The 14747-nt window shown below is 74.5% G+C and carries 12 protein-coding genes; 6 read left to right on the top strand and 6 right to left on the bottom strand.

Going from position 1 to position 14747, the window contains the following annotated elements; all coding sequences use genetic code 11:
* Positions 1-12 precede the first annotated feature (12 nt).
* Positions 13-1095 carry a Nickel transporter NicT gene (gene nicT, locus IE273_RS33505; protein ID WP_229887790.1) on the top strand — a complete coding sequence of 361 codons (1083 nt, stop codon included), beginning with the start codon at positions 13-15 and terminating at the stop codon, positions 1093-1095.
* Positions 1096-1110: 15 nt separating this feature from the next.
* On the opposite strand, the gene IE273_RS33500 is transcribed toward nicT, so the two are convergent.
* Both IE273_RS33500 and thrS read right to left on the bottom strand, forming a co-directional pair.
* The gene (locus IE273_RS33500; protein ID WP_189818890.1) at positions 1111-2073 is read right to left on the bottom strand and encodes a nucleoside hydrolase; all 963 of its coding nucleotides are present in this window, start codon (positions 2071-2073) and stop codon (positions 1111-1113) included.
* Positions 2074-2121: 48 nt separating this feature from the next.
* A complete protein-coding gene (gene thrS, locus IE273_RS33495) occupies positions 2122-3348 on the bottom strand; it encodes a threonine--tRNA ligase (protein WP_189818889.1) in 1227 nt (408 codons plus the stop codon).
* Between the two features lie 299 nt (positions 3349-3647).
* On the opposite strand from thrS, the gene IE273_RS33490 reads away from it, so the two are divergent.
* Positions 3648-4436, top strand: coding sequence for a hypothetical protein (locus IE273_RS33490; RefSeq protein WP_189818888.1), 789 nt, complete (start codon positions 3648-3650; stop codon positions 4434-4436).
* 4 nt (positions 4437-4440) lie between these two features.
* Here the strand turns inward: IE273_RS33490 and IE273_RS33485 are convergent, their stop codons facing one another.
* Entirely contained in the window at positions 4441-5784 is a 1344-nt protein-coding gene (locus IE273_RS33485) for a helix-turn-helix domain-containing protein (protein WP_189818887.1), read from the bottom strand.
* A gap of 115 nt (positions 5785-5899) precedes the next feature.
* On the opposite strand from IE273_RS33485, the gene IE273_RS33480 reads away from it, so the two are divergent.
* Entirely contained in the window at positions 5900-6094 is a 195-nt protein-coding gene (locus tag IE273_RS33480; protein WP_189818927.1) for a hypothetical protein, read from the top strand.
* Between the two features lie 475 nt (positions 6095-6569).
* Entirely contained in the window at positions 6570-8543 is a 1974-nt protein-coding gene (locus tag IE273_RS33475) for a YncE family protein (RefSeq protein WP_189818886.1), read from the top strand.
* A 3-nt stretch (positions 8544-8546) separates the two neighbouring features.
* On the opposite strand, the gene IE273_RS33470 is transcribed toward IE273_RS33475, so the two are convergent.
* Both IE273_RS33470 and IE273_RS33465 read right to left on the bottom strand, forming a co-directional pair.
* Positions 8547-9692, bottom strand: a complete 1146-nt coding sequence (locus IE273_RS33470) for a hypothetical protein (protein WP_189818885.1) — start codon at positions 9690-9692, stop codon at positions 8547-8549.
* 423 nt (positions 9693-10115) lie between these two features.
* Positions 10116-11339, bottom strand: a complete 1224-nt coding sequence (locus IE273_RS33465) for a PP2C family protein-serine/threonine phosphatase (RefSeq protein ID WP_229887798.1) — start codon at positions 11337-11339, stop codon at positions 10116-10118.
* Positions 11340-11490: 151 nt separating this feature from the next.
* Here IE273_RS33465 and IE273_RS33460 point away from each other — a divergent pair, with 151 nt between their 5' ends.
* Together IE273_RS33460 and IE273_RS33455 are read left to right on the top strand one after the other, a co-directional pair.
* Positions 11491-12015 (top strand): hypothetical protein, encoded by a 525-nt coding sequence (locus IE273_RS33460; protein ID WP_189818883.1) that lies wholly within the window; start codon positions 11491-11493, stop codon positions 12013-12015.
* A gap of 282 nt (positions 12016-12297) precedes the next feature.
* The gene (locus tag IE273_RS33455; protein WP_189818882.1) at positions 12298-13209 is read left to right on the top strand and encodes a hypothetical protein; all 912 of its coding nucleotides are present in this window, start codon (positions 12298-12300) and stop codon (positions 13207-13209) included.
* Between the two features lie 141 nt (positions 13210-13350).
* On the opposite strand, the gene IE273_RS33450 is transcribed toward IE273_RS33455, so the two are convergent.
* Entirely contained in the window at positions 13351-14691 is a 1341-nt protein-coding gene (locus IE273_RS33450) for an aminotransferase-like domain-containing protein (RefSeq protein ID WP_189818881.1), read from the bottom strand.
* Between the last annotated feature and the right edge of the window lie 56 nt (positions 14692-14747).

Below are 14747 nucleotides of genomic sequence, written 5' to 3'. Positions count from 1 at the left end.
GAGCGTGAACTGATGGCTGATGCCGCGTCTTTCCGCTGGCGACGTGAGGACACCGTCAAGACGGTGGGGCTGTTGGCGGTGATCGTCGCCCTGCACGTCGTCGCGTTCGGGATCCTCTACGTCCTCGTCGCGCCCGAGCACTACAAGGTGGGCCCCGATGTCTTCGGGGTCGGGCTCGGTGTCACGGCCTACACCCTCGGCATGCGGCACGCCTTCGACGCCGACCACATCGCGGCGATCGACAACACCACCCGCAAGCTGATGGCCGACGGCAAGCGGCCGGTGTCGGTCGGGTTCTGGTTCGCGCTGGGCCACTCCAGCGTGGTGGTGCTGCTCGCGCTGCTGATCGCGGGCGGCACCTCACTGGCCGGGAAGGTCATGAACGAGGGCTCCACCACCCACCAGGTGCTCGGCTTCCTCGGCACGACGGTCTCCGGCACGTTCCTCTACCTCATCGCCGCCCTGAACCTGGTCGCCCTGGTGGGCATCCTGAAGGTCTTCCGGGCGATGCGCGCGGGCGCGTTCGACGAGAGGGAGCTGGAAGCTCACCTGGACTCGCGGGGGTTCATGAACCGCGTCCTCGGCCGGCTGACGAAGTCCGTCTCCCGCCCCGGGCAGATGTACCCGCTCGGCTTCCTCTTCGGCCTGGGCTTCGACACGGCCACCGAGGTGACGCTGATGGTGATGGCGGGCTCGGGCGCGGCGGCGGGACTGCCCTGGTACGCGATCCTCTGCCTGCCCCTGCTCTTCGCCGCCGGGATGAGCCTGTTCGACACCCTCGACGGCACCTTCATGAACTTCGCCTACCAGTGGGCGTTCTCCAACCCGGTCCGCAAGGTCTTCTACAACCTCGCCATCACCGGCCTGTCCATCGCCGTCGCCTTCTTCATCGGCACCATCGAGCTGGTCGGCGTCCTGCACGAGAAGTTCGGCCTGCACGACGACATCACCGGCTGGATCGCCGGCCTCGACCTGGACAACGTCGGCTACCTCATCGTCGGCCTGTTCGTGCTGGTGTGGGCGGCGGCGCTGGCGTACTGGAAGGTCGCCCGGGTGGAGGAGCGCTGGGCGGTCTCCCCGTCCGCCGCCGAGTAGCCGGCCAGGTCCTGTCTAGCGCGCGACCGTCTCCAGGTACAGCTTCACGTAACGGTCGGCGTCCACCTCCAACGCCACGTCCACCAGGGCGCGTTCGCGACCGCCCTCGTGGATCTCGGACTCGCCGGGGTGGGGGCGGCGGTCGACGACGGTCTGGCCCCGGGCGGGGCCCGGGGCGAGGGAGACCTCGACCGGGAGCAGGCGGGTGGTGATGCCCTGCGGGTCGGCGACCGCGCACACCGCGCCCGCGTCGCCGAGGCCGCCCGCCTCCTCCGCCTGGGGCGGCTCGCCCTGGTGGGCCGGCCGGTGGGCGAGCAACTCGCCGGCCAGGCGGGTGCCGGGCTCACCGCTCGCGCGCAGCCGGTGCACCTCACCGCTGTCCACCACGACCTGCTGGAAGACGTCGAGGCCGTACATGGTGATCGGCACCCCGGCGGTCAGCAGGATCGCCGCCGCCTCCGGGTCGTGCCAGACGTTGAACTCCGCGACCGGCGTGGCGTTCCCGGTCGCCACCGCCCCGCCCATGAACACGATCCGCTCGATGTTCCGGGTCACCTCGGGGTGGGTGCGCAGCAGCAGGGCGATGTTGGTGAGCGGCGCGGTCGGGATCAGCGTCACCGGGCGCGGGGAGGCCAGGATCTCCCGGTGCAGGAGGGTGACGGCGTCGACGGCCACCGGGGTCCGGGTGGGCGCGGGCAGGCCCAGGTCGCCCATGCCGTCGACGCCGTGCACCGGGGCCGGACGGGCCGGCTCCAGCAGCGGGCGCTCGGCACCCCGGGCCACCGGGATGTCGGGGGCGCCCGCCTGCTCCAGCACGGTGAGGGTGTTGCGGACCACCCCGTCCACGTCGGTGTTCCCGGCCACGCAGGTCACCGCCCGGAGGTCGAGTCCCGGGTGGCGCACGGCGAACAGCAGGGCCAGGGCGTCGTCGACGCCGGTGTCGCAGTCGATGATCACGGGTATGGGCTGACCGTCCACGGCGGACTCCTTCCGTCGTGCCGACCTTAGATCAGTCCCGGCCCGGGATCAGTCCCAGAGCCCGGTCCCGCGCCCCGCCACCCGTCCGGTGACGCGCCGCAGGAGTTCGGCGGCGGGCAGCGGACCGGGTCGGCGGCCGTCCCGCAGGCGTACGGCGGCCAGCCCGGCGTCCGCCTCCCGGGCACCGATCACCGCCTGGTACGGCACCAGGCGGGCCGCGCGGATCCGGGCGCCCAGGGTGCCCTCCCCGGGACCGGCCAGTTCGGCGCGCAGGCCCAGCGCGGTCGCCTCGCGGACCAGCGCCGCCGCCGCCCCGGTCTGCTCCTCCGCCACCGGCAGCACGGTCAGCTGGACGGGGGCCAGCCAGGCCGGGAACGCACCGCCGTGGGTCTCGACGAGGTGGGCCACGGCCCGCTCCACGCTGCCGATGATGCTGCGGTGCACCATCACCGGCCGGTGCCTCGCGCCGTCGGCGCCGATGTAGCGCAGGTCGAAGCGGGCGGGCTGGTGGAAGTCGATCTGCACGGTGGACAGGGTGGACTCGCGGCCCGCCGGGTCCGCGATCTGCACGTCGATCTTCGGGCCGTAGAACGCGGCCTCGCCCTCCGCCTCCTGGTACGCCACCCCGGCCCCGGCGAGGACCTCCCGCAGCAGTCCGGTCGCCCGGCGCCACAGCTCCGGGTCGGCGACGTACTTGCCGCCCGCGCCGGGCAGCGAGAGCCGGTGGCGTACGGCCTCGATGCCGAGGTCGGCGTGGGCGCGGGCGATCAGCTCCAGGGCGGCGCGGGCTTCGGCCACCGCCTGGTCCAGGGTGCAGAAGACGTGCGCGTCGTTGAGGTGGATGGCGCGGACCCGGGTCAGGCCGCCGAGCACGCCGGACAGCTCGGCGCGGTGCATGGCGCCCAGTTCGGCGATGCGCAGGGGGAGTTCGCGGTAGCTGCGGGAGCGGGAGCGGTAGATCAGGGCGTGGTGGGGGCAGAGGCTGGGCCGCAGGACGACCTCCTCGGCGCCGAGCCGCATCGGCGGGTACATGTCGTCGCGGTAGTGGTCCCAGTGCCCGGAGATCTCGTACAGCTCCCGTTTGCCGAGCGCGGGCGAGTACACGTGCCGGTAGCCGGCCCGGCGTTCGGCGTCCCGGACGTACTCCTCCAGGGTGTGCCGGACGACGGCCCCGTCGGGCAGCCAGTAGGGCAGGCCGGCGCCCATCAGGGGGTCGGTGTCGAAGAGGCCGAGTTCACGGCCGAGACGGCGGTGGTCGGGCAGCTTGTCGTTCATCCGGGTCTCCTCGGTGCGGGAGGCGCGGGTCCCCGGTGCACGACGAAGCCCCGGGGCGTGCGCCCCGGGGCTTCGGTGCTGGTCAGGTGTCAGCGCGCCGGGACGGTCTCCGGCGTCGTCGTGCTCGACGGGCACAGGCGGGCGCGCTGCATGGACGGCACCGTACCGCCCCCCGCGGGGACCGGGCCACGGATTTTCCGCGCCCCCTCACCCGTACGGCCCGGAGCGCTGGTGCGCAGGTCAGGGCGGTGGTGCCGTGAGACCAGGCACCCCGGCCGCACGCTGCCCAGGAGGCACCGATGTCCCCCGAGATACCCCACCTCCCCCGTGCCGTCGTCCTCTGCCTGATCGGCTCCGGGTTGCTGATCGCCGGCGGCTGCGCGGCCCTCGGCCTGGAGCACCCGGAGAGCGCGCCCTACCCGCTGCCCACGCTCGACCGGCCGGCCCCGACACCCAGGACGTCCGCGCCGACCGGCGGTGCCTCGCTCAGCGACGCGCAGGCGCAGGCCGCGCTGATCACCCAGACCGACCTCGGCGATCCCTGGATCGCCACGCGCGGCGCGGCCACCTGGCACGACGGGCTGCTGAAGGCGCGCACCACGGCCGGGGAGTGCCAGCGGCTGCTGGACGCCCTGTACAGCGACGAACTGCTCGGCGGACCGGCGCGCGTCGCCGTCGGCCTGGACGACGCCGGCACCGACGCCCAGCTCCGCTACCAGATCGGCGCCCGCCGCCCGGCGGACGTCGACGCCGCGCTGGCGTGGCTGCGGACGCTGCCGGCGCGGTGCGCGCGGTTCACGGCCACCACCGAGCTGGGGCTCGTGGAGGACGTACAGGTCGTGGACGCCCCGTTGCCCGAGGTCGGCGACGCCCGCCAGGGGCTGCGCGTCACCCTCGCCGGTACGACGTCCGACGGACAGGAGTTCCTGCTCACCCTGGACGTGGCCGCCGTCCGGGTCGGCGAGGACGCGTTCGCGCTGACCAACGGCGGCCTGGGTGACGTACCGAACGGTGCGACCCAGGCGGCCGTGCAGGTCGGCGCCCTGCGCCTGGCCGACATCCGCAAGCAGGGCCGGGCGCAGGTGTGAGGCCTCAGAGCGGCGGCTGGGCGGGGGCCGCGCCGAGGGTGGTGGTGCCGGGGGCGGTGCGGTGGCCGAGGCCGGTGCGGTAGGCGTCCAGGGCGGCCTCCACGCGGCCCGTACGGCGGAACAGGTCGCCGAGGAGGCGGCACAGGTCGGCGAGGTCGCCGGCGGCACCCGCGCGTTCCAGCAGGCTGAGGGCGCGGACGTAGTGCTCCTCGGCGGCCTCGGTGTCCCGGGCGTCCTCGGCGATGATGCCGAGGAGGCGGTGCGCGCCGGCGGCGTGCACGGCGCCGCGCTCGGAGGAGAAGTCCCCGAGGACGCCCTCCAGCAGTTCCGCGGCCTCCCCGGACTTGCCCCGGCGGTGCAGGACGTCGGCGAGTTCGACGGCGGCCTGGCTGCGGTACAGGGCGGCCCGGGTCTGGGACAGCATGGCGTGCGCCTGGCGCAGCTCGTCCTCGGCGCGCTCCAGTTCGCCGTTCTGGGCGCAGACGTAGCCGCGCATCCAGTGGCAGTTGGCCAGCTCGGTGCGCAGGCTCAGCCGGCGGTACAGCTCGGCGGCCTTGGCCAGGGAGGCGTCGGCCTCGGCGGCCCGGCCCTCGGCGAGCAGGGTGCGGGCCACCGAGCGGTGCATCCGGGCGATCAGCGCGGGGTCGCCGGCCTGCGGGGCGAGCGCGAGGGCCAGCTCGGCGGCCTGGGCGGCGCGGGCGTGGGCGCCCATGTCCATGTACGGGCCGATGATGCTGGCGTAGAGCAGCAGGAGCGCGTCGGGGTCGTGCAGTCCGCCCCGGTTCAGCTCGTCGAGGGCGGTCTCCAGGAGGTAGACGGCGTACCGGAGCTCACCGGCGAGGTAGTGGGCGACGGCCCGGCCGCGCAGGGCGGGCACCCGGACGGGCAGGGTCTTGTCGGCGAGCCGTTCCTCGGCCTGCTCGAAGTACTCGCGCGCCGCGGTCAACTGCCCCGTCTCCAGCGCGCACTCCCCGAGCCCGAGCAGGGCGGCGGCGTGCTCGCACCCCAGCGCGTGCGCCTCGGCCTCCGCACGCAGCACGGCGTACTGGGCGGCGGCCTCCTCGGCCCGTCCGTCGGCGAGGATCCGCTGGGCCTCGGTGAGCCGCAGCCGCAGGTCGGTGGCGAGGTGGGCGGGCCGGCCGACGGCCAGTTCCTCGAACGCGACCCCGAGCCGGTCCGCGATGTGCCGCAACGCCTCGTCGGAGGCGCGGACCCGCCCGGCCTCCAGGGTGGAGATGTAGGCGGGTGTGTACGCGGGCTCCGCCAGCTGTCGCTGGGTGAGCCCCCGTTGATTGCGCAGCCGTTGTACCCGCCGCCCGATGACTTCCGGGTCGTCCCGCTCCCGCATGCCGCCTGCTCCCCCCAACTGGCCTGACACCCCTTGCCGTTGCGCTCCGGCAGCCCCTAGGTTAAACGGCGAATTAAACATGCTTAACACGCCGCTGTTGTGTTGTGAGGTCGCCGTGCCCGGACGTACATCCGCACCCTACGCACCGCCCCACTCCCGCATCCGCCCGATCGGCCGAACCTCCACCGCACGGGGGATCGTCGCGGCCGTCATCGCCGCCGCGACCCTCCTCCTCGCGGCGAACGCCGGCCCGGCCCGCGCGGCCGGCGCCACCCCGGCGCCCACGACGGCCCAGCAGGCGAATCCCTGAGGGCCACGGACGCGCGGGCGGCCGGGGCGGCGCGTCAGGGCACTCGGGTGCCGCGTGAGCGCGGCCCCGAGGACGGACCGCCCCGCGCTCCCGGACCGCCGACGCGAGTGGCCCCCCCGGGGGTGACGGCGGCGGGCGCGGCAGCGGTGCCGCCGTCCACGCCGGTCGCGTCCGCGCAGGTCACCGCGGCGTGTGACAGGCGCAGGGGGCACACGTGCGCGTCCCCGGCCGGCCCCTACCCATCGCGTCACCGCGCGGCGGCCGTCCGCCTCCGCCCGCCCGGCCCGTGCCCGGTCGCCCCAGGTGTCCGCACGCTCGACTCCGGAGCCCGCGCGCTTTTGTCAGTGGCATGACCTAGTCTTTCCACACTCGCCGCACGAGGCACACACGGTTCATGCACAGGGGGCGGACGCATCGCCCTGCCCGCGCGGCGCCCATGTCTTTCTTTCATTCGTTCCGGGGGGTTCGAATCAGCGTGCGCAAGCGCTCTCTCACAGCTGCCACCACCCTGGCGGTCCTCTTCAGTTCGGCGGCCCTCGCCGTCACCCCGGCCTTCGCCGACTCCAGCCAGAGCCTGCCGGTCAGGACGACCGGTGACATCGTCGTCGACGCCGTCCACCAGCAGGTCTTCGTCAGCGACCCGCTGAACGGCAAGATCGTCGTCACCGACTACGCCGGCCGGGTCGTCAAGCAGCTCACCACCAACCTCTCCGGCGTCACCGGCCTGGAGCTGTCCGCCGACTCCGGCACGCTCTACGCGGCCGTGCAGGACCTCGACGCCATCGCCGTCTTCGACACCGCCACCGACACCGAGACCACCCGGTACACGGTCGGCGACAAGCCGCTCAGCGTCGCCCTCGCGGGCGGCAAGCTGTGGTTCGGCTACGGCGGCGCCGCCGCGGGCAACATCGGCTCCGTCGACCTGGCCGCCGAGGACCACACGGTCACGCTCGGCCAGGACAACGGCTGGTACGCGGCCCCGCTGCTGGACGCCGCGCCCGGTTCCAGCACCCTGATCGCCGGGGCGATCGGGCAGAGCCCGGTCGAACTGGCCTCGTACGACGTCTCGACGGGCACCGCCACCAAGGTGGCGAGCACCCGTGAGGCCGGCAGCAACCTCGGCGACCTCCAGGTCACCCCCGACGGCAAGGACGTCGTGGTGGCCAGCGGCGCGCCGTACTACCAGCAGGTGTTCCGGACCTCCGACCTCAACGAGGACGGCAAGTACGTCACGGACGCGTACCCCAACTCCGTCGCCATCGCGCCGGACGGCACGGTCGCGGCCGGCATCGACGGCTCCTACGAGCCGGACGTCTACGTCTTCAAGCCCGGCACCAGCGAGGCGGTCCGCACCTACGACTTCCCCAACACCGGCACCAGCAGCGGCTCCGACCTGCTGGCCCGGGGCGGCCTGGCCTGGGCCCCGGACGGCTCCCGGCTGTTCGCGGTGACCAGCAACAACGAGGGCGTGTTCTCCCTGCGCGTCCTGAACGCGCCCACCAAGGCGGTCGCCACCGTCACCGTGGACGCGCCGGCCACCGCCACCCGCGCCAAGCAGCTCACCGTCAAGGGCAAGGTCGCCTCCAAGACGGCCGTCCCCGCCGGCACCAAGCTGACCGTGACCCGCACCGACCTGGAGTCGCCGAAGGGCAAGGTGCTCGCGGCGGCGGTCACCAAGGCCGACGGCACGTTCTCCTTCACCGACACCCCGCCAGCCGGCGGCAAGGTGAAGTACACGGTGGCCTACGCCGGCGACGCCGCCCACACGGCGGCCTCCGGCTCGGACTCCGTCGACGTCTCCCGCGCCAAGCCGACCCTGACCGTCAACAACAACGGCAAGGTCTACGCGTACGGCAAGGACGTCAAGTTCACCGCCCACCTGGGCAAGACGTACAAGAACCGCACGGTGGAGATCTGGGCCGACCCGTTCGGCAGCGACAAGCCGAACAAGCTGGTGAAGTCCGGCCAGGTCAACTCCGACGGCAACCTGTCGGTGACGCTGGACCTCAAGCGGGACACCAAGGTCACCGCGAAGTTCGCGGGCGACTCCCGCTACAAGCCGGCGTCCGCCGCCAGCACCGTCGGCGCCCGGGTCAGCGTGTCCACCTCGGTCAGCAGCCACTACAAGGCCAAGTCGGCGTGGGGCCACACGTACTACTTCTTCCACAAGACCAAGGACCCGCTGATCACGACCAAGATGTCGTACTACCCGGGCCGGGCGCAGAAGTTCGAGTTCGAGGTGTACTACCAGGGCCGCTGGTACCCGGGCGACCCCGAGTACTTCAAGCTGGGCTCCGACGGCGTCTCCAAGGTCCGCATCACCGGCGACCACGGCCAGGACGTCGGCTGGCGGTTCCGGGTGCGCTCGTCGTACATCAACAGCTCGTCCGGTGACATCGTGAACTCCACGACGCACGGCGCCTGGAAGTACTTCACGTTCACCAAGTAAGGGTCACTGGGCGGCCTGGAGCCGGCCCAGCTCCCGCTGGACGCTCTCCAGCGCGCCATGCCGGCGTCCCGGCACCCTGAGCCGCAACTCCGCGAGCGCGGGCCCGAGTTCACGGGCCCGCGCCGTGTCCTTGATCCGGGTCCACTGGTGGTGGGCGCGGTCCACGGCCGCCTCCACGGCGGGCGCGTCCACCGCCTGCCCGGCGGCCAGCCGCGTCTCGGCCACCGTCAGCCAGACCCGGCAACTGCGCACCGGGTCCCCCGCGAACATCGCCAGATCGGCCCGCACCTCGCTCCAGTGCAGTGCCTGCTCGGAAGCGGCGCCGTACCCCCGCACCGCCTCCGCCTCGTACCGGGCGGCCATTCCGTCCGCCTCGGTGTGCCGGCCGGCGTGCACGGCGGCACTGATCGCGGCGTGCGGGTCCTCGGGGCGGGGGGAGGGGAGCGGAGCGGTGACCGTGGTGAACGTGGTGGAGGAGGCCGGGGGAGCCGGGGAGACCGGGGAGGCGGGTACGGCGTAGCCCCCCGCGTCGGCCAGCAGCAGATTGCCCTTCGTCTCCTGCGGGATCCGGTCCACCGCCTGCTGGTGCAACGCGTCCAGCGGGGGCCGGTGGCCGCTGCGCAGCAGCGTGGCCACCGTTTTCATGTACGCCGGCTCCGCCGGCCCCCGCCGTCCCGTCGCCGGGGCGATGCGGCCGTACACGGCGGTGTTCCGGCCGGAGTCGAGGCCGTGCTCGGTGACGTACCGCCAGGCCTCGGCGTCCGCGTGCAGGTCCACGACGAGCGCGGTGTCCCCGGCGGAGCGCAGGCGCAGTTCCTCGCGGATCCAGTGCCAGGGCAGCGCGGTGTAACGGACCGTGGCCGGCGTGGTGCGGGCCAGGGCGAGGTGGGGCCGGCGCTGTCGGCGGTCCAGCTGCACCTGGCCGGTGACGTACACGGTGAGCGGGCCGGGGGAGGCCGCGGCGGCCCGCAGCCGGGTGAGGACGGCCTGCGGTTCCAGCGGATCCACGAGTTCGATGACGTTCGCGGTGCCGGCGCCGGACAGGACGGCGGGGGCGACGGCGGCCAGCACCGGCAGGACACCGGCCGCGTCCACCAGGCGCCCCCGGCCGAGCGGCGCGGCTGCGAGCAGCAGCACGGTTCCGGGCATCGTGCCTCCCCCAAGTCACCCTGTGGACCCCGCGACCCCTGCGTACCCGGGGCCCCGTGGATCCGTTCTCCAGCCAGCACCGTAACCGCTGCGCCTGCAAACCGACGCGTCCCCCCGGCAAACCCCCTCCTTCGCGTCCTCCCGACCCACCCCCGACAACGCCCCACCGCCCCTGCCCGAGACCCCCGTCAGCCCGCACAGCCAACGCCCCCGCGCCCCTCGTACCCCCCTGCCCGCGAGCCCCGGCGCGCCGCGAGCCCCCGGTGCCCGGCCGGGCTCCGGCGCCCGGCCGAACCGCAAGCCGCCGAACCGCGAGCCGCCGGATCGCCTGACGCTCGACGTGCCCTCGACGTGCCCTCGGCCGGCCACCCGCCGGTGCACCGCCGCCGCCCCGCCCGAGGCTCGTCAGCGGTATGTCCGCCGTCACTCACCCCGTGCGCGTCCGGTTCCGGAGTCGTCGGCCGCCTGGGCTTCCGGTCCCGTCACGCCGCCCGCGCGCGCCGCGTCCCCCGCGCCCGGCTCCTCCCCGTCGTCCGGCAACCGCCGGAGCGCGAAGATCGTCGTGTCGTCCTCCAGGCAGCCGCCGGTGTGGCGCAGTACGCCGTCGCGGACCCGGCGCACCAGGCGGCGGGGCTCGGTGCGGCGGGGGTCCGCGCGGACCGCGCGGGACACCTCGCGGGCCAGCTCGTAGAACTCGCCGGGCTCGTCGCGGGCCTCGGTCACCCCGTCGGTGACCAGCAGCAGCGTCTCGTCGGCGGCCAGCCGCACCCGGTGCACGGGCGGCGGCCCGCCCGCGAGGTCGCCGAGGCCGAGCGGCAGCCCGTCGCCGCTGGGCAGCTCGCGGACTCCGTGCGGGCCGACGGCGAGCGGGGGCTCGTGGCCGAAGTTCGTGACGTCGATCGCGTCCGTGGTGCTGTCGGGGAAGGCGATGAGGACGGCGGTGGCGAAGCGGTCGCCCTCGTCCCGGCCGAGCGCGGCCATGTGGGCGCGGTGCCGCCGCATCCGGGTCTCCAGGCGTTCGGCGACGGTCCTGAGGTCCCGCTCGTGGTACCCGGCCTCACGGAACGTACCGAGCAGCGCCGCCGCGACCTCCACCGCGCCCAGCCCCTTGCCCTGCACATCGCCGACGAGCACCCGGGCGCCGTGCGGACCGGGCTGGATGTCGTAGAAGTCGCCGCCCACCCGCGCGTCGACGTCGGCGGCCAGATACACGCCCGCGTGGTCCAGCCCGGCCCAGCGCGGCGGCAGCGGACGCAGCACGGTGCGCCGGGTGGTCTCGGCGATGTCCCGCATGTGCCCGGCGTGCCGTTCCTGACGCACGCGCACGACCGCGGCCAGGGTGGCCAGGGCGCCGCCGAGGGCGACGAGGAGGAAGTCGCCGAATCCGGCCTGGTACTGGTCGGGCCAGGCGCTGTCCACGAGGACGTACGTCACCACGGACAGCACGACGTAGGCGGCCGTCGTCCACACCCCGCAGATCGCGGCGGCGATGCCCGGGACCAGCACGATCCAGGTGACGATCCGGAACCTCTCGCTGGTGTTGAGGTCCAGCAGGACGATCCCGGCGAGCAGCAGCAGGGGCGGCAGCCACGCGACGCCCGCCCCGCGGATCCGTAGCAGCGGGCGACGGCGCCGCCCGAACTCCATCTCCGTCACGGCGACCGGCCCTCCATGCCCCTCAGCGAACCACGGGGGAGAACGGCACGCATCCGGGCACTCGTCACCCTCCTGGCCGAGTTGCCAGGCCGTGCGCACCGGTGTGCCCTGGACACGGGGGCGAGGAGAGAGGAGTGCTCCCATGGCTCAAGCGGCACCCGCGCCCGGCGGAATGTCCCGGCCCGGCCGCACGCCGGCGGCGGCGGCGGCGGAGCGGCGGTCGTCCGACATGGTCCGGCGTTCACCCGACGTCTTCGACGCGCGCACCCACGCGATCGGCCGGCTGGCCGTCCCGGTCGTGCTGGGACTGGCCTACGGCTACTGGGTGGCGGCCAACAACCGCTTCGGCGGCCCGATCACCGGCTGGAACCTCCTGCTCGGCTTCGTCAGCGCGCTGGTGTTCGCGGTGCTGTGCGCGACCCTGCTGATCCTGACCCCCCGGATGCCGCGGGAGGTGCACGCGCTGCTGTGGACGGCGTTCGTCGGCTGCGCGTTCGGCTTCCTCTACAACCAGCGCGGCAGCTTCATCCCCACCCAGAGCTCCAGCCAGGGCGGCGACGTGCTGCGGACCGTGCTGATGTCCCTGCTGGTGTCGGCGGCCACCTTCGCCGCGTTCTTCTACCACTACTACACGCGGGAGGACGCGTTCGGACGCCGGATCCGCTGAGGACACCGGGACGGGCGCCGGGGCCGCTGAGGACACCGGGACGGGCGCCGGGACGCCGGGACGCCGGGGCCGCGGAGTACGCCGGGGCCCTACGCGGCTGCGCGGGGGCCCCGGCCGGTCGGCCGGGGCCCACGCACTCCCCTGTGTCCCCAGTGGCCCGCATCAGCCACTTCCTTCCCCCCAGCACCAGGAAACACCCGTTCGGGTGAACCCTCCACCGGAGAGCGCCCGAACGCAGTCCTCCCGCTCGCGCCCCGGCCCCGGTGGTCCTTGCCTGGAAGCGTGCCCTCACGCCTCAGGAGCGCCCTGTCGGCCGTACTGATCACCCTGTCCTGCCTCCTCGTGCCGTTCGGCGCGCTGGCGGCCTGGGCGGCGTACGGGCTCGCCGACACGGGCCGGTACGTCACCACGATGGCACCGCTCGCCGCCCACCCGGCCGTGCGGGACGCCGTCGTGGACACGGTCGGCGACGGCATCCTGCGCGCGGTGGACGAGCACCTGGACGTGCGTCCGGTACGCGGCTCGGTCCGGCCGTTCGTGCACGACGCGGTGCGCTCCTTCACCCAGACCCGCGCCTTCCGGCTGGCCTGGGACACCGGCAACCGGATCACCCACGACGCCGTCCTGCGCGCCCTGCGCGGGGAGGACGAGCGCGCCGTCACCGTCGACCTGGCCCCCGTCACCGCCCAGGTCAAACGCCAGCTCACCCGTGATCACGTGCCGCTCGCCGCGCACATCCCGGTGGAGCACACCGAGGTCCCCGTGCTCCCGGCGGACCGGCTGCCCACGCTGCGGAAGGGGTTCCACGTGCTCGAAGTCGCCGGCTTCTGGCTGCCGGTGGCGGCCGTGGTCTTCGCCGTCGGCGGCATCGCGCTCGCCGTCCACCGGCGCCGGGCCGTCATCGCGACCGCCCTGGGCACGGCGCTGGGCGGCGCCCTGCTCGCCGTCGCCCTGGCCGTCGGCCGCGGCCTGACCCTGGCCGACCTGCCCGCCGATGTGCCCCACCCGGCGGCTGGCGCCGTCTACGACGCCCTGACCGGCACCCTGCGCATGACCGCCTGGCTGCTGATGGGCCTCGGCCTGGCGGTCGCCCTCGCCGTCCGGCTCACCCGCCGCCTCCGGCTGTCCCGCCGCACGCGACGCCGCCGGGCGTCCCCGACCACCCCTCCGACACCGACCCGAGCCAAAGCCTGACCGCGACCGGAACAGGCCCACGCCTGCCCGGCCACCCATGCACAACGGCCAGGCCACTGCCGGCACCCCCGCGCACCACCCCCAGGCCACTGCCGGCACCCCGCGCACCACCCCAGGCCACTGCCGGCTCCCGGCCCGCCCTCACCGTCCGGCTGCCTCGCCCCGCGCCACGATGGCGAGCGTCTCCAGTGCCCGCCCCAAGCGGCCCTCCGACACCGACCCGAGTCCGAGTCTGACCGCGTCCGGTGTCCGGCTCGGGTCGACGCGGAAGGCCGTACCCGGGGTGACGGCGATGCCGTGCGACCGTGCCGCGGCCGTGAAGGTGTCCGCCCGCCAGGGCGCGGGCAGTTCCCACCAGGCGAAGTAGGCGGCCGGGTCGGACCGTACGGCGAACCCGGCCAGTTTCTCGGCGACCAGCCGCTGCCGGCGTCGCGCGTCCTGCCGCTTGGCGGCCACCAGCCGGTCCACGGTGCCGTCGCCGAGCCAGCGCACGGCCGCCTCCAGCGCGAAGGACCCCGCGCTCCACCCGCCGGAGCGGACGGCCCGCGCCACCGCCTCCACGCGGTCCTCCGGCACGACGGCGAAGCCGACGGTGAGTCCGGGGGCGACCCTCTTGGACAGGCTGTCGACGAGGTGGACCAGGCCGGGCGCGAGCGCGGCGAGCGGGGGCGGGCCGCCGGTGTCCAGGAAGGCCCAGATCCGGTCCTCCACCACCGGTGTCCCCAGCCTGTGGACACAGTCGGCCAGCTCCCGCAGCCGCCCGGCGCCGATCGTGCGCGAGGTCGGGTTGTGCAGGGCCGGCTGGAGGTAGAGCGCGGACAGCGGAGCGCCGCGGTGGGCGGCGGCCACCGCCTCCGGCAGCGGCCCCTCCGCATCCGCGGCGAGCGGCACGAGGACCAGCCCGAGGCGCGCCGCGATCTCCTTGACCAGCGGATACGTCAACGGCTCCACCCCGACCCGGCCGCCGGGCCGGACCAGCGCGGCGAGGCTGGCGGCGATGGCCTGGCGGGCGTTGCCGGTGAACAGGATCCGCTCCGGCCCGGCCCGCAGCCCGCTCCCGGCGAGCAGGGCGGCGACCGCCTCCCGGGCCGCCGGGGTGCCCGCCGCCGGGGCCGGCCGCAGCGCCTGGCCGAGCGCGTCCGGCCGCAGCAGCGACGTCAGGGCCGGGGCCAGCAGCTCGGCCTGGCCCGGCACGCAGGGGTAGTTCAGCTCCAGGTTGACGAGCGGGGCGCCGGCCGCCTCGGTCAGGGCGGTTCCCGGCTGCCCGTCCGGCGCGGTCGCCCGCACGAACGTGCCGCGCCCGACCTCGCCCACCACCAGCCCCCGGCGCACGAGTTCGGCGTACACCCGCCCGGCCGTCGACGGTGCGATGCCACGGCGGCGCGCGAACACCCGCTGCGGCGGCAGCCGTTGGCCGGGCCGTAGCCGCCCGCCGGTGATGTCGGCGGCGATCAGGTCGGCGATGCGCCGGTAGTCGTCCACAACTCCCCCTGTTCCCGGTCCGGTTGGATTGCACCGAGGGCAAAGATCTTATTGCA

Source organism: Streptomyces olivaceoviridis, from assembly GCF_014650115.1.
Taxonomy (GTDB): domain Bacteria; phylum Actinomycetota; class Actinomycetes; order Streptomycetales; family Streptomycetaceae; genus Streptomyces; species Streptomyces olivaceoviridis.
Note: the sequence above shows the minus strand (reverse complement) of the source record. Positions and strands in the feature narration are given on the sequence as shown.